Consider the following 19,858-nt stretch of genomic DNA (forward strand, 5'->3'; position numbering starts at 1 on the left):
GGACCACCCATTATTATGTCCATGACTCCCCGCGAAATCGTCCACGAACTCAACCGCCATATCATCGGCCAGGACGATGCCAAGCGCGCCGTCGCCATCGCCCTGCGTAACCGCTGGCGCCGGATGCAACTGCCCGAAGAACTGCGCGTCGAAGTGACCCCCAAAAACATCCTGATGATCGGCCCGACCGGTGTCGGTAAAACCGAGATCGCCCGTCGCCTGGCCAAACTCGCCAACGCGCCGTTCATCAAGGTCGAAGCCACCAAGTTCACCGAAGTCGGCTATGTCGGCCGCGACGTCGAGTCGATCATCCGTGACCTGGCCGATGCCGCCATCAAGCTGCTGCGCGAACAGGAAATCACCAAGGTCCGCCATCGCGCCGAAGACGCCGCCGAAGAGCGCATCCTCGACGCCCTGCTGCCACCGGCGCGCATGGGCTTCAACGCCGACGCCGCCGCGACCCAGGACTCCAACACCCGTCAACTGTTCCGCAAGCGCCTGCGCGAAGGCCAGCTGGACGACAAGGAAATCGAGATCGAAGTGGCCGAAATGGCCGGCGTCGATATTTCCGCGCCGCCAGGCATGGAAGAGATGACCAACCAGCTGCAGAGCCTGTTCGCCAACATGGGCAAGGGCAAGAAGAAAAACCGCAAGCTCAAGGTCAAGGAAGCGCTGAAACTGGTGCGCGATGAGGAAGCCGGTCGCCTGGTCAACGAAGAAGAGTTGAAGGCCAAGGCGCTGGAGGCAGTCGAGCAGCATGGCATCGTGTTCATCGACGAAATCGACAAGGTCGCCAAGCGCGGCAATGTCGGCGGTGCCGATGTGTCCCGCGAAGGTGTACAACGCGACCTGCTGCCGCTGATCGAAGGCTGCACGGTCAACACCAAGCTGGGCATGGTCAAGACCGACCACATCCTGTTCATCGCCTCCGGGGCGTTCCACCTGAGCAAGCCGAGCGACCTGGTGCCGGAGCTGCAGGGTCGCCTGCCGATCCGTGTCGAGCTCAAGGCGCTGACGCCGGAAGACTTCGAGCGCATCCTCAGCGAGCCCCACGCGTCGCTGACCGAACAGTATTGCGCGCTGCTCAAGACCGAAGGCCTGAACATCGAGTTCACCCCCGAAGGCATCAAGCGTCTGGCCCAGATCGCCTGGCAGGTCAACGAGAAGACCGAGAACATCGGTGCCCGTCGCCTGCACACGCTGCTCGAACGCTTGCTCGAGGAAGTCTCGTTCAGCGCCGGCGACCTGGCCAGCGCCCACAACGAAGCGCCGATCCTCATCGACGCCGAGTACGTCAACAGTCACCTGGGCGAGCTGGCGCAGAACGAAGACCTGTCGCGGTATATCCTGTAACCCACAATTACAGGAAAACGCGGACCTGTGGGAGCGGGCTATGTGGGAGCAAAGCTTGCTCGCGATCCAGGCGCTGCGGTCCTCAAGAGACCGCGGCGTTTTCATCGCGGGCAAGCCTTGCTCCCACACAGCCCGCTCCCACATTTGACGGTGTCGTTTTATAGATCAAGATGTCCTTCCGAGACGGATCACAGGCCATGACCAAACTCCCCACCGCCATCAACCTGCACAAAGCCTCCAAGACCCTGACGCTCAAATACGCGCCGGACGAGGAGTATCACCTGCCCGCCGAGTTCCTGCGGGTGCACTCGCCTTCCGCCGAGGTCCAGGGCCACGGCAAACCCATCCTGCAATATGGCAAGCTCAACGTTGCCCTGACAAAGGTCGAACCGGCCGGCCAGTACGCACTGAAACTGACCTTCGACGACGGCCACGACAGCGGGCTGTTCACCTGGGACTATCTCTACCAGCTGGCGGTGCGTCAGGAAGACTTGTGGAACGATTATCTTGGCGAACTCAAGGCCGCCGGAAAAACCCGCGATCCGAACGAGTCCGTCGTCAAGCTGATGCTCTAGCTCAAGGGCTGGCGCTTTAGGGCGAATTTTCTAGACTCATCTGCTTGAATGCCCGCGCGGCAACGTCAATGACTGGCCTGCTTGCGAAAAAAATTAAACTCGGGTAACCAATGGAGCTGGCAAGTTCCCTGCAAAGGAACCGACAAGTTCCTGGCATACGTTTCCTCATTGGCCCTCGATGCGGAATTAACGGTCACCCGAGCAGCGTACCTGGTATTGGCTGTGTGGCTTGCGGCACACGATCCGGGTACTCGTCTGAAGGACAATGGAGCGTCGTAGATGAGCAACAAGAACAACGATGACCTGAAGTATCAAGCCTCGGAAAATACCCTGGGGTTGAATCCCGTCGTCGGCTTGCGCAGAAAAGATCTGCTGGCCTCTGCCCGCATGGTGCTGACCCAGGCCATCAAGCAACCGCTGCACAGCGTCAAGCACGTCGCCCATTTCGGCGTCGAACTCAAGAATGTCCTGTTCGGTAAATCCGAACTGCAACCGGCCGGCGACGACCGTCGCTTCGCTGACCCGGCGTGGAGCCAGAACCCCCTCTACAAACGTTACCTGCAAACCTACCTGGCGTGGCGCAAGGAGCTGCACGCCTGGATCGATGACAGCAACCTCTCGCCCGCGGACATCAGCCGCGGGCATTTCGTGATCAACCTGATGACCGAAGCCATGGCCCCGACCAACTCGGCGGCCAACCCCGCGGCAGTCAAGCGCTTCTTCGAAACCGGCGGCAAGAGCCTGTTGGATGGCCTGTCCCACCTGGCCAAGGACCTGGTGCACAACGGCGGGATGCCGAGCCAGGTCAACATGGGTGCGTTCGAGGTCGGCAAGAGCCTGGGCGTGACCGAAGGCGCCGTGGTGTTTCGCAACGACGTGCTGGAGCTGATCCACTACCGGCCCATCACCGAGCAGGTCCACGAGCGACCGCTGCTGGTGGTGCCGCCACAAATCAACAAGTTCTACGTATTCGACCTGAGCCCGGACAAGAGCCTGGCGCGCTTCTGCCTGCGCAGCAACGTGCAGACCTTCGTCATCAGTTGGCGCAACCCCACCAAGGAGCAGCGCGAGTGGGGCCTGTCGACCTACATCGAGGCGCTCAAGGAGGCGGTGGACGTGGTCACGGCCATCACCGGCAGCAAGGACATAAACATGCTCGGCGCCTGCTCGGGCGGCATCACCTGCACCGCGCTGCTGGGCCATTACGCCGCCCTCGGCGAGAAAAAGGTCAATGCGCTGACCCTGCTGGTCAGCGTGCTCGACACCACCCTGGACACCGACGTGGCGCTGTTCGTCGACGAGCAGACCCTGGAAGCGGCCAAGCGCCACTCCTACCAGGCCGGTGTACTCGAAGGTCGCGACATGGCCAAGGTGTTCGCCTGGATGCGCCCCAACGACCTGATCTGGAACTACTGGGTCAACAATTACCTGCTGGGCAACGAGCCGCCCGTGTTCGACATCCTGTTCTGGAACAACGACACCACGCGGCTGCCGGCGGCGTTCCACGGCGACCTCATCGAAATGTTCAAGAACAATCCACTGATCCGTCCCAATGCACTGGAAGTGTGCGGCACGCCCATCGATCTCAAGCAGGTCACCGCCGACATCTACTCCCTGGCCGGCACCAACGACCACATCACGCCATGGAAGTCCTGCTACAAGTCGGCGCAGCTGTTTGGCGGCAAGGTGGAGTTCGTGCTGTCGAGCAGCGGGCATATCCAGAGCATCCTCAACCCACCAGGCAACCCCAAGTCGCGCTACATGACCAGTGATGACATGCCGGCCAAGGCCGAGGACTGGCAGGAGAATTCAACCAAGCACACCGACTCCTGGTGGTTGCATTGGCAGGCCTGGCAGGCCGAGCGCTCGGGCAAACTGAAAAAAGCCCCGACCGTGCTGGGCAACAAGGCCTACCCGGCCGGTGAAGCGGCGCCCGGCACTTATGTGCATGAGCGGTAATGGATGCAACTCGTCTGGCGCGGGAGTGGGCTTGCTCACGAATACATCCCGCCAGCCGACACTGAATGCAAGGCCCACAGCGCTGGCGAACATAAAACTCATGTTCACAGCAGATCCCATGTGGGAGCGAGCTTGCTCGCGATGACGGCGGCACATTCAACACCTGTATGTGCTGACACATCGCAATCGCGAGCAAGCTCGCTCCCACAGGGGATCGGGGAAAATGAAAGACAGCGACCCAACCCACAGGGCTTGAAGCATGCCGCAACCGTACATCTTCCGTACCGTCGATCTGGATGGCCAGACCTTGCGCACCGCGGTACGTCCCGGCAAGCCTCACTTGACGCCGCTGCTGATTTTCAACGGCATCGGCGCCAACCTCGAGCTGGTGTTCCCGTTCATCCAGGCCCTGGACCCGGATCTGGAAGTCATCGCCTTTGACGTACCCGGTGTCGGCGGTTCATCGACGCCCAACCGGCCGTATCGCTTTCCTGGCCTGGCCAAACTCACCGCGCGAATGCTCGATTACCTGGACTACGGACAGGTCAATGTGATCGGCGTGTCCTGGGGGGGCGCCCTGGCCCAGCAGTTTGCCTATGACTACCCCGAGCGCTGCAAGAAGCTGGTGCTGGCGGCCACGGCGGCCGGGGCGGTGATGGTGCCGGGCAAACCAAAGGTGCTGTGGATGATGGCCAGCCCCCGGCGCTACATTCAACCGTCCCATGTGATGCGTATCGCACCGCTGATCTACGGCGGTTCGTTCCGTCGCGACCCGAGCCTGGCGGCCAGCCATGCGGCCAAGGTTCGTTCGGCGGGCAAGCTCGGTTATTACTGGCAACTGTTCGCCGGGCTGGGCTGGACCAGCATCCACTGGCTGCACAAGATCCACCAGCCGACCCTGGTGCTGGCCGGCGACGACGACCCGCTGATCCCGCTGATCAACATGCGCATGCTGGCCTGGCGCATTCCCAACGCCCAATTGCACATCATCGATGACGGCCATCTGTTCCTGATCACTCGGGCCGAGGCGGTGGCGCCGATCATCATGAAATTCCTGGAGGAAGAACGTCAGCGTGCGGTGATGCATCCGCACCCCTCACCACTGGGCGGCTGAAACCGCCCATTAGCGCCTGGCAGGACGCCGGACCGCGCAGCGACCCGAAACAGCGACTATGTTGTCTGGTTCGGTGTGTTTGTTTTTAGCCTGATGACGAAGGAGTTGACTCATGCGCGACAAACCGGCGAAGGGTTCCATGCCCGCCCCTGCCAGCTTCATCAACGCACAAAGTGCGGTCACCGGCCTGCGTGGCAGGGACCTGCTGTCCACCTTGCGCAGCGTTGCCGTACACGGCTTGCGCAACCCGGTGCACAGTGCCCGGCACGCGTTGAAGCTGGGCGGTCAACTGGGCCGAGTGCTGCTGGGCGAGACCCTGCACCCCACCAACCCCAACGACCAGCGTTTCGCCGACCCCACCTGGCAGCTCAATCCGTTCTACCGCCGCAGCCTGCAGGCCTACCTGAGCTGGCAGAAGCAGGTGACGAGCTGGATCGATGAAAGCACCATGAGCCAGGATGACCGCGCCCGCGCCCACTTCGCCTTCGCCCTGCTCAACGACGCCGTTTCGCCGTCCAACACCTTGCTCAACCCGCTGGCGGTCAAGGAGCTGTTCAACTCCGGCGGCACCAGCCTGGTTCGAGGCCTCAGCCATCTGGTGGACGATCTGCTGCACAACGATGGGTTGCCGCGACAAGTCACCCCCCATGCCTTTGAAGTCGGCAAGACCCTGGCGACCACTCCCGGCGCGGTGGTGTTTCGCAACGAATTGCTCGAGCTGATCCAGTACCGGTCCATGAGTGAAAAGCAATACGCCAAGCCGTTGCTGATCGTGCCGCCGCAGATCAACAAGTTCTACATTTTCGACCTGAGCCCTTCCAACAGCTTCGTCCAGTACGCCCTGAAAAACGGTTTGCAGGTCTTCATCATCAGTTGGCGCAACCCCGACGTACGCCACCGAGAGTGGGGCCTGTCCAGCTATGTCGAGGCCGTGGAAGAAGCCATGAACGTCTGCCGGGCGATCACCGGCGCCCGCGAGGTCAACCTGATGGGTGCCTGTGCCGGGGGCATGACCATCGCCGCCCTGCAAGGCCACCTGCAAGCCAAGCGCCAGTTGCGTCGGGTCGCCAGTGCCACGTACCTGGTGAGCCTGCTGGACAGCCAGATCGACAGCCAGGCCTCGCTGTTCATCGACGAGCAGACCCTCGAAGCCGCCAAGCGCCGCTCCTATCAGAAAGGCATCCTCGATGGCCGCGACCTGGCCCGGGTGTTCGCCTGGATGCGCCCCAACGATCTGATCTGGACTTACTTCATCAACAACTACCTGCTGGGCAAGGAGCCGCCGGCCTTCGACATCCTCTACTGGAACAACGACTGCACCCGCCTGCCGGCGGCTTACCACGGCGACCTGCTGGACTTCTTCAAGCACAACCCGCTGACCCATCCCGGCGGCCTGGAAGTGTGCGGCACGCCCATCGACCTGCAGAAAGTGACGGTGGACAGCTTCAGTGTGGGCGGCATCAATGACCACATCACGCCGTGGGACGCGGTGTATCGCTCGACCCTGTTGCTGGGTGGCGAAAAACGCTTCGTGCTTTCCAACAGCGGCCATGTCCAGAGCATCCTCAACCCGCCGGGCAACCCCAAGGCCAACTTCATCGAAAGCGCAAAATTGAGCAGCGACCCACGGGCCTGGTACTACGACGCCAAGCACGTCGAAGGCAGTTGGTGGACCCCATGGCTGGGCTGGATCCAGGAGCGTTCCGGCGCCCAGCACGAAACCCAGATGACCTTGGGCAATGCGAACTACCCGCCTCTGGACGCAGCTCCCGGCACCTATGTTCGCGTGCGCTGAAGGCCTTACCCCACGGCCAGGCGATTGGCCGTGGCATGACTTGATCATTAAGAAGACCGGATGAAAACCCGCGACCGCATCCTTGAATGTGCCCTGCAATTGTTCAACGAAAAGGGCGAACCGAACGTCTCCACCATGGAAATTGCCAACGAAATGGGCATCAGCCCGGGCAACCTCTATTACCACTTTCATGGCAAGGAACCGCTGATCCTCGGGCTGTTCGAGCGATTCCAGGGCGAACTGGCGCCGCTGCTGGACCCTCCGGCGGACGTGCAGTTGGCGCCGGAAGACTACTGGCTGTTCCTGCACTTGATCGTCGAGCGCCTGGCGCAGTACCGCTTTCTGTTCCAGGACCTGTCGAACCTGGCTGGGCGCCTGCCGAAGCTGGCCAAGGGCATCCGTCAGTTACTCAATGCCCTGAAGCGCACCCTCGCCTCACTGCTGGCACAGCTCAAGGCCCAGGGATTGCTGGTCAGCGATACCCAGGCCCTGGGGCAACTGGTGGAGCAGATCACCATGACCTTGCTGTTCTCCCTGGACTACCAGCGGATCCTGGACCGCGAGGGCGAGGTTCGGCTGGTGGTCTACCAGATCATGATGCTGGTGGCCCCACACCTGCCGCCCGCGACCAAGGTCGCGACTGAGCAACTGGCGTTGCGCTACCTGGAAGAACACGAGTAACCCAGTGTGACGCTCGTCCCCACGCTCCGCGTGGGGATGCAACCCGGGACGCTCCGCGCCCCAAACAGCGGAACGCAGAGCGTCCCCGGAGGCATTCCCACGCGGGAGCGTGGGAACGAGCGCCCGACCTTCAGAGGCCGGGCGTTTTTGCATGTCCCGCAGAATCAGGACTGGGTGGTAGGCGTCGATGGAGCCGGCGCTGGAGTTGGCGTGGCGACCGGGGTCGGAGCGGCGGCGGAGTTCGCCGGGCTCGTCGGGGTCGCCGGTTTGGCGGCTGCGGTCGGCGCCTTCGGTGCAGCGGCTTTCGGCGCGGCCGGTTTTTTCACGGCCGGTTTTTTCGCCGCAGCAGGTTTGGCCGCCGCTTTTGCCGCAGGCTTGGCGGCGGGTTTCGCTGCCGGTTTGGCAGCTGCCGTTTTAGCCGCGGGTTTAGCCGCAGGTTTGGCCGCAGGCTTGGCTGCCGCTTTGGCCGCAGGTTTGGCCGCTACCGGTTTGGCCGCCGCCTTGGCAGCAGGCTTGGCCGCAGCAGTTTTAGCCGCGGGCTTGGCCGCTGCTTTCGCCGCAGGTTTGGCAGCGGGTTTCGCCGCAGCCTTGACCAGTGGCTTGGCCGCCGTTTTAGCAGCCGGCTTGGCCGCTGCAGTCTTGGTCGCCACCGGTGCGACCTTGGCGCCGGTGAGTTTTTCGATCTGCTTGGTCAGGGTGTCGACCTTGCTGTGCAGTGCCTTGACTTCATTACGGCTCGGCACACCCAGGCGCGAGATCGCACTGTTCAGGCGCTTGTCGAAAGCCCCTTCCAGTTCGTCCCATTTGCCCAGTGCACGATCCTTCACGCCGCCGATTCGCGACTTGGCGGACTCGGCAGAGTCCTTGGCTGCATCGACTTGTTTGCCGACTGCCGTCTTGGTGAGTTTTTCGGCCTTTTCGCCGTCCTTAACCAGGGACTCGAAGAGCTTGCTGCCGTCAGTGTCGATCTTCGAGTACACGCCTAAACCAGCAAGCCAGATTTTGCGGGAATACTTTTCAATCTTCCCGGCCCACGAGCTGCCCTCTTTTTCTGTGATTTTTTTGCCAGCCATCCCGTTCTCCTTAATGTTTACGCGCGACACGTTCGAGCAATGCTGTCAGCTCATCGAGCTTAGCAGAGAGTGTCTCAACGTCATGTTTAGACGGAATGCCGATACGATTCAAGGCACTTGCAACACGGGCATCGAATACCTTCTCGACTTTATCGAGTTGTACTTCAACCCGGGCCTTGAAAGTATTGACGTCGCTCTTGGCTTCAATCAATTCGCTGTTGGCCGCTTCAAGTTTTCCGGCAATTTTCTTTTTGCCTTTGGTTTCAATAACTTCGCCAGCCTTTACCAACTCCTGAAAGTACTCGCTGCCTTCCTGGCCGACCTTCGTGTAGGCGCCCAGGCCCGCCAGCCAGATCTTGCGCGCGTACGTTTTCACGTCGCTGAGCGTGGAAGATTCAACGTCGGTTTTTTTCTTCAGAATAACTTTGGCCATGGTGCACCTCACTCGAAAAAAGGTTTGAGGAACTGCCCGCACATGGACGGGCTCAGGCACAAAGTAGTGAGAATAATTAGAAAGGGCACCCTAACAACTGACACAAAACCTGAGGGCGATGACTTCCCATGTGGGAGCGAGCTTGCTCGCGATTGCGGTGGACCAGCAACATTGATGTTGAATGACTCGCCGCTATCGCGAGCAAGCTCGCTCCCACAGGTGGACAGGTGGTGAACTTGAGTCATGCATTCCACCCACCCTTTCAATCAATCAAGCCAACGCCTTATCCAACGCCTTTTCGATTTCCGTCTTGATCGTGCCGCTCATGGCCGACATCAACATGCCCAGCTCCACGTCGACGCGGATCGAGTCGTCGCCCACATGCACTTCGCCCTTTACCCCGGAACGCTTGAGTTTCAGGGTGTCGCCCTCCCACTGCGGCTCCAGGCCATAGCTGTCGGACAACTTCTGCGCCAGCTTGTCGGCTTTCTCTCGCGCCACTTCCTTGCCCAGGCCATGGGCACGCTCAACAGTTATACGGGCCATCGGGTGACTCCTGTTTTATCGGGACTTGCCTGAACGTTTCAGACCCTGGCTGCGTCAAAACGTCCCGGCGGTAGCCCATCTTACCTTCAGCCTTGCCAAGACAAAGCCCTCCACCGGGATTAGAATGTCCCGCATTCTTTTTTGGTGACCGCGATATGACTGATCAGCGCAAAGGCAGCGATGCCGAACCCACCACTCACTTCGGCTTCAAGAACGTGCCGGAAAGCCAGAAAGCGGAAAAAGTCGCTGAGGTTTTCCACTCCGTAGCCGCCAAGTATGACTTGATGAACGACTTGCTCTCGGGCGGCATGCACCGCCTGTGGAAGCGTTTCGCGATAGAACTGTCGGGCGTGCGCAGCGGCAATCGCGTGCTGGACATCGCTGGCGGCACGGGCGACCTGACGAAGAAGTTTTCCCACATCGTCGGGCCGACCGGCCAGGTGGTCCTGGCCGACATCAACGAATCCATGCTCAAGGTCGGTCGCGACCGCCTGCTGGACCTGGGTGTGGCCGGCAACGTCGAGTTCGTCCAGGCCGACGCTGAAAAGCTGCCGTTCCCCGACAACCATTTCGACTGCGTGACCATCGCCTTCGGCCTGCGCAACGTCACCCACAAGGAAGATGCCCTGCGCTCGATGCTGCGGGTGCTCAAGCCCGGTGGTCGCCTGCTGGTGCTGGAGTTCTCCAAGCCGACCAACGCGCTGATGTCCAAGGCCTATGACGCCTACTCGTTCGCCTTCATGCCGCTGATGGGCAAGCTGATCACCAACGACTCGGAAAGCTATCGCTACCTGGCCGAATCGATCCGCATGCACCCGAACCAGGAAACCCTGAAGTCGATGATGGTCGAGGCCGGTTTCGACCGCGTGACCTACCACAACATGACCGCAGGCATCGTCGCCCTGCACCGCGGTATCAAACCCTGATGCTGCTCACCGGCCTGCTCGCCAGCGTCGAACTCGGCCTCAACCGGGTGCTGCGCCTGGACAGCACGGCGCTCGCGCGCCTGGCGCACTTGAGTGGCAAGGTGATTGCCGTGGACTGTCGCAGCCCGGCGCTGCGGTTGTTCATCCTGCCCAGCGACGAAGGCCTGATGCTCGCCGCGCATTGGGAGGCCGAGGCCGACTGCACGCTGCGCGCCCCGGCGTCGAGCCTGCTGAACCTGGCCCTGGGCAAGGACAAGACCGCGGTGCTGCACAGCCCCGACGTGGAGCTCGACGGCGACAGCGGCGTACTGCTGGAGCTGGCGGCGATTCTCCAGGACCTGGAGCTGGACTGGGAATACGAAGTGTCCCGCTGGATCGGTCCGGTGGCGACCCAATTGCTCAGCGGCCATTTGCGCAGCCGCAGCCGCTGGTATCGGCAGGGGTTCGCCAGCCTGGGGCAGAATCTGAGTGAATACCTGGCCGAAGAATCGCGTACCCTCGTAGGCCAACGCGAAGCACAAGCCCGTTTTAATGAACTGGACCAGATCAAACTTGACCTGGAACGTCTCGAGGCGCGTTTCGAGCGCCTTTCCCGATCCCTTGAAACCAAGCGATAACGCATGAAGCTGCTTGCCGTCCGCCGTTTGTTGCGCATCCAGCGCGTCGTGATCCGCTACCGCCTCGATGACCTGCTGTTCGCCCTGCCGCTGCCCTGGTTTCTCCTGGCCCTGCGCTTCGTACTGCCGTGGCGCTGGTTTCCCCGGCGAACGCTGGACCTGAGTCGCGGTGCGCGCTTGCGCCTGGCCTTGCAGGACCTGGGGCCGATTTTCATCAAGTTCGGGCAGATCCTTTCGACCCGTCGCGACCTGTTGCCCGAAGACATCGCCGATGAACTGATGCGCCTGCAAGACCGCGTGCCGCCGTTCGATTCCAAGGTGTCGGTGGCGCTGATCGAGGAACAACTGGGCAAGAAGATCAGCGAAGTCTTCAGCCGCTTCGACGTCGAGCCCCTGGCCTCGGCCTCCGTCGCCCAGGTTCACGCCGCACAACTCAAGAGCGGCGAAGAAGTGGTGGTCAAGGTCATCCGCCCGGGCCTCAAGCCGATCATTGCCCAGGACCTGGCGTGGCTGTTCATCCTCGCCCGCGCCGCCGAGCGGTTGTCGGCCGATGCCCGCCTGCTGCACCCGGTGGACGTGGTCCAGGACTACGAGAAAACCATCTACGACGAACTCGACCTGCTGCGCGAGGCCGCCAACGCCAGCCAGCTGCGCCGCAACTTCGAAGGTTCGCCGCTGCTGTATGTGCCGCAAGTCTATTGGGACTGGTGCCGGCCGAAAGTATTGGTGATGGAGCGCATCTACGGCATCCAGGTCACCGACCTGGCGACCCTGGCCGACCAGCGCACCGACATGAAGATGCTCGCCGAACGCGGCGTGGAAATCTTCTTCACCCAGGTGTTTCGCGACAGCTTCTTCCATGCCGACATGCACCCGGGCAACATCTTCGTCAGCACGGTGCAGCCGTGGAGCCCGCAGTACATCGCCATCGACTGCGGCATCGTCGGTAGCCTGACACCAGAAGACCAGGACTATCTGGCCCGCAACCTGTTCGCCTTCTTCAAGCGTGACTACCGTCGCGTCGCGCAACTGCACATCGATTCGGGCTGGGTGCCGGCCGAGACCAAGCTCAACGAGTTCGAAGCGGCGATCCGCACCGTGTGCGAACCGATCTTCGAAAAACCGTTAAAAGATATTTCCTTCGGCCAGGTGCTGATGCGCCTGTTCCAGACCGCGCGGCGCTTCAACATGGAAGTCCAGCCACAGCTGGTGCTGTTGCAGAAAACCCTGTTGAACATCGAAGGCCTCGGCCGCCAGTTGTACCCGGAGCTCGACCTGTGGAACACCGCCCAGCCGTTCCTCGAACGCTGGATGCGCGAGCGCGTCAGTCCCAAAACCTTGCTGGGCAACGTGCAGAGCCAGTTCGAGCAGCTCCCGCACCTGGCCAACATGACCCGCGACCTGCTCGAACGCATGTCCCAGCCCCACGCCCACGACCCGGCGCCCCCGTGGCACCGACGCAAGGACGACTGGCTGTTGCGCCTGCTGGGCGCCGCTCACCTGGGAGGCGGCGCAGTGCTGGCGACCGGCGGGCCGCTGAGCCAACTGGGTCACTGGCCAGCCGGTATCATGATGGTGGTCGGTCTGTATCTGGTCGTTCGCCGATAGCCAGCACCGGTTCGCACTGGCACACTGTTTCAACGCTGGGCCCGCCGACGTCAGGTGCGCGGCCCATGGTCGGAGTCAAAGATGAAAAACTGGCAGGACGAGATCAAATGGGACGCTGACGGCCTGGTGCCGGCCATCGCCCAGGACCACAAGACCGGGCGCGTATTGATGATGGCCTGGATGAACCGCGAAGCGCTGGCCCTGACCGCCGCCGAGAACCGCGCCATCTATTGGTCACGTTCCCGTGGCAAGCTGTGGCGCAAAGGTGAAGAGTCCGGGCACGTGCAGCACCTGCATGAGATGCGCCTGGACTGCGACGGCGACGTCATCATCCTGATGGTCGAGCAAGTCGGTGAGATTGCCTGCCACACCGGCCGTCAAAGCTGCTTCTATCGCGTCTTCGAGAACGGCGACTGGAAAACCGTCGACCCGGTGCTCAAGGACCCGCATGCCATTTATTCAGGACATACCCATGAGTGACACCCTGACCCGCCTGGCCCAGGTGCTGGAAGAGCGCAAGGGCGCCGCGGCCGACAGTTCCTATGTCGCCAGCCTGTACCACAAGGGCTTGAACAAGATTCTGGAGAAAGTCGGCGAAGAGTCGGTCGAGACCATCATCGCCGCCAAGGACGCCGCCATCAGTGGCGATTGCAGCGACGTGATCTACGAGACCGCCGACCTGTGGTTCCACAGCCTGGTCATGCTGGCCCAACTGGGGCAGCATCCGCAGGCCGTACTGGATGAACTGGACCGTCGCTTCGGTCTGTCCGGGCACGTCGAGAAAGCCTCGCGCCCGTCCGCCTGATCAACTTTTGAGAGGAATAGCTCCATGGGTATTTTTGACTGGAAACACTGGATCGTCATCCTGGTCGTCGTGGTGCTGGTGTTCGGTACCAAGAAACTGAAAAACCTCGGCACCGATGTCGGTGAGTCGATCAAGGGCTTTCGCAAGGCCATGAACGATGACGAAAAACCGGCCGACCCGTCGGCGGCTCCTGGCCAACCCGCGCAGCCGACCCAACCGGTACACCCCCAGGCCAGCCAGCCTGTGAATGCGCCGCACACCATCGACGTGCAGGCCCAGAAAGTCGAAGAGCCCGTCCGCAAAGACTCGTGAGCACTGACTAATGTTTGGGATCAGCTTCACTGAACTGCTGCTCGTCGGCCTCGTCGCCCTTCTGGTACTGGGCCCCGAGCGCCTGCCGGGTGCTGCGCGCACCGCCGGTCTGTGGATCGGCCGCCTGAAGCGCAGCTTCAATGCGATCAAACAGGAAGTTGAACGTGAGATCGGTGCCGACGACATCCGTCGGCAACTTCACAACGAACATATTCTGTCCCTGGAGCAGGAAGCGCGGAAAATCTTCACGCCGACCCAACAGGAACCGACGCCGGTTCAGCCCGTGGCCGAACCGACGATTGCGCCCCAGGCGCCGGTGGATGGTGCGAGGTCGGTGGCTGAACCGGCGCCAGTGACACCGACGGTAACGGATACAGCGCCCCCTGCTGTCCCTGCGCCTAACGACCCTACTTTGCCGCCGCGAGCCCCATGAGCGATATCCCAGAGAACGACCAGCCGATGCCGCTGGTATCGCACCTCACCGAGTTGCGCACCCGTCTGCTGCGTTGCGTCGCGGCGATTTTCATTATCTTCGCCGGGCTGTTTTCCTTCACCCAGCAGATCTACACCTTCGTCTCCACGCCACTGCGCCAGTACCTGCCGGTAGGCGCGACAATGATCGCCACCGACGTGTCGTCGCCGTTCCTGACGCCTCTGAAGCTGACGATGATGGTCTCGCTGTTCCTGGCGATTCCGGTGATCCTGCACCAGATCTGGGGCTTCATCGCACCGGGTCTGTACAAGCATGAAAAGCGCATCGCCGTGCCGCTGCTGGTGTCCAGTATCCTGCTGTTCTACACCGGCATGGCCTTCGCCTATTACCTGGTGTTCCCGCTGATCTTCAAGTTCTTCGCCGCCGCCACCCCGGCGGGCGTGGAAATGATGACCGACATCAGCAGCTACCTGGATTTCGTCATGACGCTGTTCTTCGCCTTCGGCGTGGCGTTCGAAATCCCCGTGGCCGTGGTGCTGCTGGTGTGGATTGGCGTGGTCGACGTGGCCTATTTGAAGAAGATCCGCCCCTACGTGATCATCGGCTGCTTCGTGGTCGGCATGATCCTGACCCCGCCGGACATCTTCTCCCAGACCCTGCTCGCGGTGCCGATGTGGCTACTGTTCGAGATCGGCATCCTGTTCGGTGGCCTGGTGCGCAAGCGCCGGGAAGAAGAGCCCGAGGAACAACCGGTCGATGACCACAACGACCAGCCGCCAGCGACCCAAGCGTGAACCTGCTGCTGCTCGAAGAGGCCGACTTCATCGGGCCTGACCGCGTGGTCCTGAGCGATCGCCGGTTGACCCACATGCAGGAAGTCCATCGCAGCGCCGTCGGTGACAGCCTGCGCGTCGGGCGCATCGGGGGGCTGATGGGCACCGCCCAGGTGCTGCGCCTGGAAGCCCGCGAGGCCGAACTGCAAGTGACCCTCGACCAGCCTCCACCGGCCAAGTTGCCGCTGACCCTGGTGCTCGCCCTGCCACGTCCGAAAATGCTTCGGCGGGTGTTCCAGACCGTCGCCACCATGGGCGTGCCGCGCGTGGTGCTGGTCAACAGCTATCGCGTGGAAAAGAGCTTTTGGCAGACGCCGTTTCTCGAACCCGAGGCCATCCGCGAGCAACTGATCCTGGGCCTGGAACAAGCCCGGGACAGCGTGCTGCCGGAAATCATCATCGAAAAACGCTTCAAGCCCTTCGTCGAAGACCGCCTGCCAGCCATGACCGACGGCACCTTGGGCCTGGTCGGTCACCCTGGCAACTACCCACCCTGCCCTCGCGCGCTGACAGAACCGGTGACACTGGCCATCGGCCCGGAAGGCGGCTGGATTCCCTACGAGATCGACCTGTTGGCCAAGGCCGGCCTGCAACCGGTGCAACTGGGCGAGCGGATCCTGCGGGTCGAGACCGCGGTTACCGCGCTGCTTGCACGACTGTTCTGATCCCGTTGGTTTGCCACCGTATTCCAAACGCATCTAACTCATTTCTCCTGTTCCCCCTTTATGGGCCGATAGCGCTTTGTACAAAGCAGTTCCGCCCTTCAAGGGAGTATCAGCATGTTCCAATGGCTAGGTAACGTAGGCGTTAATCGCAAACTCGGCTTCGGCTTCGGTCTGGTGCTGCTCTTAACCTTGATGATTGCCTTCACCGGATGGACCGGCCTAGGCAATGTGATTGCACGCGGCGACACACTCGGGCTCATCGCCAGCCTGAACGACCTGACCAAGGACCTGCGCTCCGCGCGCATGGACTATTACTCGACCCGGGGTGAAAAGGGTTCGGGGGAAATCAACGATCTGATCGGCAAACTGGAGCCAGGGCTCCAGACCGCCCGTCAATCGATCGAACAGCCAGCCGATGTGGCGATCGTCGACAAACAACTGGCCGCTGTCGCCGATTACAAGGTTGCCCTCGCCGAATTGGTCCGAGCCATGGCCAGTCGTGAGGATGCGCGCAGCAAACTGGGCGCCAGTGCCGATAACGCCGTGGCCCGAGTCACCAGCGTTGAAACCGCCATACGGCAAAGCGACAACGCTGCTCAACTCGACAGTGTGGTCAGCCTGAGCAAGGCCATCCAGCAAGCCCGCTATCAGGTTCGCGGTTATACCTACAGCGTTGAGACCGACGCCGAGCAGCCAGCCCTGGATGCCATCGATAACGCGCTGAAAGCCCTCGGCAGCCTGCCGGCCCGACTGCCCGAAGAACACGCCGCCAACCTGCAACAGGCCAGCGAGTCGTTCAAGACCTATCGTGCCGCGGTCAACCAGTTCCGTGAAGCCCAGACCGCCAGCGCTGCCGCCATCAAACGCATGTCCGACCTGGGGGTTGTGCTACGCGGGGCCAGTCGAGACCTCACGCTGTCCCAGACAGTCGTGCGCGACCATGATGCGACCAAAGCCAACACGTTGCTGGTCTCGGCCGCCGCGTTGGCCTTGCTGTTCGGCGTGATCGCTGCCATGGCGATCACCCGGCAGATCGTCATACCATTGGAGCAGACGCTCAAGGTCGCCGAACGCGTGGCGGCAGGTGACTTGACCCACAACCTCAGCGCCGAGCGCCGCGACGAACTGGGCCAACTGCAACGCGCCATACAGAGCATGACCGTGGGCCTGCGGCAATTGATCGGCGGCATCAGCGACAGTGTCACGCAAATCGCCAGTGCCGCCGAACAGCTCTCGGCCGTCACCGAGCAGACCAGCGCCGGGGTCAACAAACAGAAAGTGGAAACCGACCAGGTCGCCACCGCCATGCACGAAATGACCGCTACGGTGCAGGAAGTGGCGCGCAATGCCGAAGAGGCCTGCGAAGCGACGGTCGCCGCGGACCAGCAGGCTCGCGAAGGCGAAAAAGTGGTGGGTGAAGCCATCGCCCAAATCGAACGCCTGTCCAAGGAAATGGGCAATTCCACCGAAGCCATGGGTCATCTCAAGCGCGAGAGCGACAAGATCGGCAGCGTGTTGGACGTGATCAAGTCCGTCGCCCAGCAAACCAACCTGCTGGCCCTCAATGCGGCCATCGAGGCGGCCCGTGCCGGTGAAGCCGGGCGTGGTTTCGCAGTAGTGGCCGACGAGGTGCGTGGCTTGGCCCAGCGTACCCAGAAGTCCACCGAAGAAATCGAAGCACTGATCGGCAACCTGCAATCGGGCACCGAACAGGTCGCCACCACCCTGGACAACAGCCGCAACCTGACCGACAGCAGCGTCGAACTGACCCGCCGTGCCGGTGGTTCGCTGGAAAACATCACCCGCACGGTCTCGGCGATCCAGTCGATGAACCAGCAGATCGCCGCTGCGGCCGAGCAGCAGAGCGCCGTGGCCGAAGAGATCAACCGCAGCGTCGTGAACGTTCGCGATGTCTCCGAACAAACCGCCTCCTCCAGCGAAGAAACCGCCGCCTCCAGCGCCGAACTGGCACGGTTGGGGGTTCATTTGCAGACACTGGTGGGACGCTTCAAAGTCTAAACACCGAAAAAGCGGCGAGCACAGCCCCGTAGCGAGGGGCCTTGCTCCCGTTCGAGCGCGAATCGGCCGTCAACGGCGTTCGGACTGGCAACGGTTTCGCCGCCGGGCGTGGGCAAGCGTCCTCACCACGGATATCCCCCGCCCTATTTTCTACAGATCCCCGTCACATGGTCGATAATCTCCTCATAAGACCTATAAAAGGTTCGAGGGAGTATCAGCATGTTCAGTTGGCTAACCGAAAAGCTGGGAAACGTAAGTGTCAATCGCAAACTGGGTTTCGGTTTTGGCCTGGTGCTGCTCATGACCCTCCTGAGCACCTTCGCGGGCTGGAACAGCCTGAGCAGCGTGATCAGCCGCGCGGATAAACAGGCGTCCATCGCCAGCCTCAATGAGTTGGCCAAGGATTTGCGAATCTCCAGTCTCGAGTATGAGATGCGGCGCGGCGAACAAGGACCAGCAGTCGTCAGCGAGTTCCTGGGCAAGCTTCAGGACAGCATCCAAGCCGCCCTCAAACGGTTTGTACGTCCGGCAGACCAGGAGTTGCTCAATCAGCAGTTGGCTATCCTCGATGAGTACAAACGCGCCTTTGCCGACCTGACCCAGGCGACACAGAACCGCGAATCGGCCCGCTCCAAGCTTGGCGCCAACGCCGACAACGCCGTGGCCAAGGTGACAGAAGTCGAAAATGCCTTGCGCCAAGGTGACAGCGTTGCTCAATTCAACGCTGTGGTTGAGCAGAGCAAACTGATCCAGCAGGCGCGCTACCAGGTCCGCGGCTACACCTACAGCGGCAAGGCCGATGCAGAGCAACCGGCACTGGATGCCATCGAAAACGTCTTGAAAAACCTTGAAAGCCTGCCGGGCAAACTGCCGGAACAACACGCCGCCAACCTGCAACAAGCTTCTGAATCGATGAAGGCTTATCGCGCTGCCGTCAGCCAGTTCCGCGACTCACAGGTCGCCAGTGCTTCGGCCCTCAAGAAAATGGCCGACCAGGACAGCCGTTTGCATGAACTGAACAATCATTTGACCACCTCGCAGATCGAGAAACGCGACCAGGAAACGGCTCAAGCGAAAGAAACGCTGATCATCGTCACCATCCTGGCACTGGCATTTGGCCTGCTGGCTGCATGGATCATCACCCGGCAGATCGTCGGTCCACTGCAACAGACCCTGGTAGCTCTCGAACGTGTCGCCTCCGGCGACTTGAGCCATAACCTGGTGGTCACCCGCCGCGACGACATGGGTCAACTGCAAGGCAGCCTGCAGCGAATGGTGATCAGCCTGCGGCAACTGATCGGGGGTATCAGCGACGGCGTCACGCAAATCGCCAGCGCCGCCGAACAGCTCTCGGCCGTCACCGAGCAGACCAGCGCCGGGGTCAACAGCCAGAAAGTGGAAACCGATCAGGTCGCCACTGCGATGCACGAAATGACCGCCACCGTGCAGGAAGTGGCGCGCAATGCCGAGGAAGCCTCCGAAGCGGCAGTTGCCGCTGACCAGCAGGCTCGCGAAGGCGAAAAAGTGGTCGGCGAAGCCATCGCCCAGATCGAACGCCTGTCCAAGGAAGTGGGCAACTCCACCGAAGCCATGGGCCACCTCAAGCGCGAGAGCGACAAGATCGGCAGCGTGCTGGACGTGATCAAGTCCGTGGCCCAGCAAACCAACCTGCTGGCCCTCAACGCCGCCATCGAGGCAGCCCGGGCCGGTGAAGCCGGACGTGGTTTTGCGGTGGTGGCCGACGAGGTACGCAGCCTGGCCCAGCGCACCCAGAAGTCCACCGAAGAAATCGAAGAGCTGATCCTGGGCCTGCAATCGGGCACCGAACAGGTCGCGACCACCCTGGACAACAGCCGTAGCCTGACCGACAGCAGCGTCGAACTGACCCGCCGTGCCGGTGGTTCGCTGGAAAACATTACCCGTACGGTCTCGGCGATCCAGTCGATGAACCAACAGATCGCCGCTGCGGCCGAGCAGCAGAGCGCCGTGGCCGAAGAGATCAACCGCAGCGTCGTGAACGTTCGCGATGTCTCCGAACAAACCGCCTCCTCCAGCGAAGAAACCGCCGCCTCCAGCGCCGAACTGGCACGGTTGGGGGTTCATTTGCAGAC

The 19,858-nt window shown here is 61.7% G+C and carries 19 protein-coding genes and 1 pseudogene; 17 read left to right on the forward strand and 3 right to left on the reverse strand.

Annotation, left to right across the window (positions count from 1 at the left end; translation table 11 throughout):
- Positions 1-15: 15 nt before the first annotated feature.
- The 6 genes from hslU to F7R20_RS16695 all read left to right on the forward strand — a co-directional run bounded on the left by hslU (position 16) and on the right by F7R20_RS16695 (position 7,477).
- A complete protein-coding gene (hslU, locus tag F7R20_RS16665; protein WP_003196955.1) occupies positions 16-1,353 on the forward strand; it encodes an ATP-dependent protease ATPase subunit HslU in 1,338 nt (445 codons plus the stop codon).
- A 197-nt stretch (positions 1,354-1,550) separates the two neighbouring features.
- The gene (locus F7R20_RS16675) at positions 1,551-1,928 is read left to right on the forward strand and encodes a gamma-butyrobetaine hydroxylase-like domain-containing protein (RefSeq protein WP_003196952.1); all 378 of its coding nucleotides are present in this window, start codon (positions 1,551-1,553) and stop codon (positions 1,926-1,928) included.
- A gap of 279 nt (positions 1,929-2,207) precedes the next feature.
- Positions 2,208-3,887, forward strand: coding sequence for a class II poly(R)-hydroxyalkanoic acid synthase (gene phaC / locus F7R20_RS16680; RefSeq protein WP_003196950.1), 1,680 nt, complete (start codon positions 2,208-2,210; stop codon positions 3,885-3,887).
- A 259-nt stretch (positions 3,888-4,146) separates the two neighbouring features.
- Positions 4,147-5,001 (forward strand): poly(3-hydroxyalkanoate) depolymerase, encoded by an 855-nt coding sequence (phaZ, locus tag F7R20_RS16685; protein ID WP_003196948.1) that lies wholly within the window; start codon positions 4,147-4,149, stop codon positions 4,999-5,001.
- Between the two features lie 112 nt (positions 5,002-5,113).
- Complete coding sequence (phaC, locus tag F7R20_RS16690) at positions 5,114-6,796, forward strand: class II poly(R)-hydroxyalkanoic acid synthase (RefSeq protein WP_003196946.1); 1,683 nt, start codon at positions 5,114-5,116, stop codon at positions 6,794-6,796.
- Positions 6,797-6,856: 60 nt separating this feature from the next.
- Entirely contained in the window at positions 6,857-7,477 is a 621-nt protein-coding gene (locus F7R20_RS16695; RefSeq protein ID WP_003196944.1) for a TetR/AcrR family transcriptional regulator, read from the forward strand.
- Between the two features lie 164 nt (positions 7,478-7,641).
- Here the strand turns inward: F7R20_RS16695 and F7R20_RS16700 are convergent, their stop codons facing one another.
- From F7R20_RS16700 to F7R20_RS16710, 3 genes are all read right to left on the reverse strand, one after another.
- On the reverse strand, positions 7,642-8,550 hold the full coding sequence (locus tag F7R20_RS16700; RefSeq protein ID WP_003196942.1) for a phasin family protein: 909 nt from the start codon (positions 8,548-8,550) through the stop codon (positions 7,642-7,644).
- Positions 8,551-8,560: 10 nt separating this feature from the next.
- The gene (locus F7R20_RS16705) at positions 8,561-8,983 is read right to left on the reverse strand and encodes a phasin family protein (protein WP_003196940.1); all 423 of its coding nucleotides are present in this window, start codon (positions 8,981-8,983) and stop codon (positions 8,561-8,563) included.
- A gap of 270 nt (positions 8,984-9,253) precedes the next feature.
- Positions 9,254-9,529, reverse strand: coding sequence for a polyhydroxyalkanoic acid system family protein (locus tag F7R20_RS16710; RefSeq protein WP_003196939.1), 276 nt, complete (start codon positions 9,527-9,529; stop codon positions 9,254-9,256).
- A gap of 155 nt (positions 9,530-9,684) precedes the next feature.
- Here F7R20_RS16710 and ubiE point away from each other — a divergent pair, with 155 nt between their 5' ends.
- The 11 genes and pseudogenes from ubiE to F7R20_RS16765 all read left to right on the forward strand — a co-directional run.
- Positions 9,685-10,455: a bifunctional demethylmenaquinone methyltransferase/2-methoxy-6-polyprenyl-1,4-benzoquinol methylase UbiE gene (gene ubiE, locus F7R20_RS16715; RefSeq protein WP_003196937.1), complete on the forward strand. Its 771-nt coding sequence runs from the start codon at positions 9,685-9,687 to the stop codon at positions 10,453-10,455.
- Positions 10,455-11,079 (forward strand): annotated as a pseudogene (locus F7R20_RS16720) (ubiquinone biosynthesis accessory factor UbiJ). The gene ubiE and the pseudogene F7R20_RS16720 overlap by 1 nt, the downstream one beginning before the upstream one ends.
- Entirely contained in the window at positions 11,076-12,680 is a 1,605-nt protein-coding gene (ubiB, locus tag F7R20_RS16725) for a ubiquinone biosynthesis regulatory protein kinase UbiB (protein WP_003196934.1), read from the forward strand. The pseudogene F7R20_RS16720 and the gene ubiB overlap by 4 nt, the downstream one beginning before the upstream one ends.
- Positions 12,681-12,761: 81 nt before the next feature.
- Positions 12,762-13,160, forward strand: a complete 399-nt coding sequence (gene hisI, locus F7R20_RS16730) for a phosphoribosyl-AMP cyclohydrolase (protein ID WP_003196931.1) — start codon at positions 12,762-12,764, stop codon at positions 13,158-13,160.
- A complete protein-coding gene (locus F7R20_RS16735; protein ID WP_003186671.1) occupies positions 13,153-13,485 on the forward strand; it encodes a phosphoribosyl-ATP diphosphatase in 333 nt (110 codons plus the stop codon). Before hisI ends, F7R20_RS16735 begins: the two co-directional genes overlap by 8 nt.
- 24 nt (positions 13,486-13,509) lie before the next feature.
- Entirely contained in the window at positions 13,510-13,797 is a 288-nt protein-coding gene (locus F7R20_RS16740; RefSeq protein ID WP_003196929.1) for a twin-arginine translocase TatA/TatE family subunit, read from the forward strand.
- Between the two features lie 10 nt (positions 13,798-13,807).
- Entirely contained in the window at positions 13,808-14,230 is a 423-nt protein-coding gene (gene tatB / locus F7R20_RS16745; RefSeq protein ID WP_003196927.1) for a Sec-independent protein translocase protein TatB, read from the forward strand.
- Positions 14,227-15,024 (forward strand): twin-arginine translocase subunit TatC, encoded by a 798-nt coding sequence (gene tatC, locus F7R20_RS16750; protein ID WP_003196925.1) that lies wholly within the window; start codon positions 14,227-14,229, stop codon positions 15,022-15,024. The genes tatB and tatC overlap by 4 nt, the downstream gene beginning before the upstream one ends.
- The gene (locus F7R20_RS16755) at positions 15,021-15,728 is read left to right on the forward strand and encodes a 16S rRNA (uracil(1498)-N(3))-methyltransferase (RefSeq protein WP_003196923.1); all 708 of its coding nucleotides are present in this window, start codon (positions 15,021-15,023) and stop codon (positions 15,726-15,728) included. Before tatC ends, F7R20_RS16755 begins: the two co-directional genes overlap by 4 nt.
- A 114-nt stretch (positions 15,729-15,842) precedes the next feature.
- Entirely contained in the window at positions 15,843-17,747 is a 1,905-nt protein-coding gene (locus F7R20_RS32470) for a methyl-accepting chemotaxis protein (RefSeq protein WP_013692085.1), read from the forward strand.
- Between the two features lie 219 nt (positions 17,748-17,966).
- A partial coding sequence (locus F7R20_RS16765; RefSeq protein WP_147282097.1) for a methyl-accepting chemotaxis protein occupies positions 17,967-19,858 on the forward strand: 1,892 nt, incomplete at its 3' end.

The sequence above is a fragment of the Pseudomonas brassicacearum subsp. brassicacearum genome, from assembly GCF_008801605.1.
Taxonomy (GTDB): Bacteria; Pseudomonadota; Gammaproteobacteria; order Pseudomonadales; family Pseudomonadaceae; genus Aquipseudomonas; species Aquipseudomonas brassicacearum.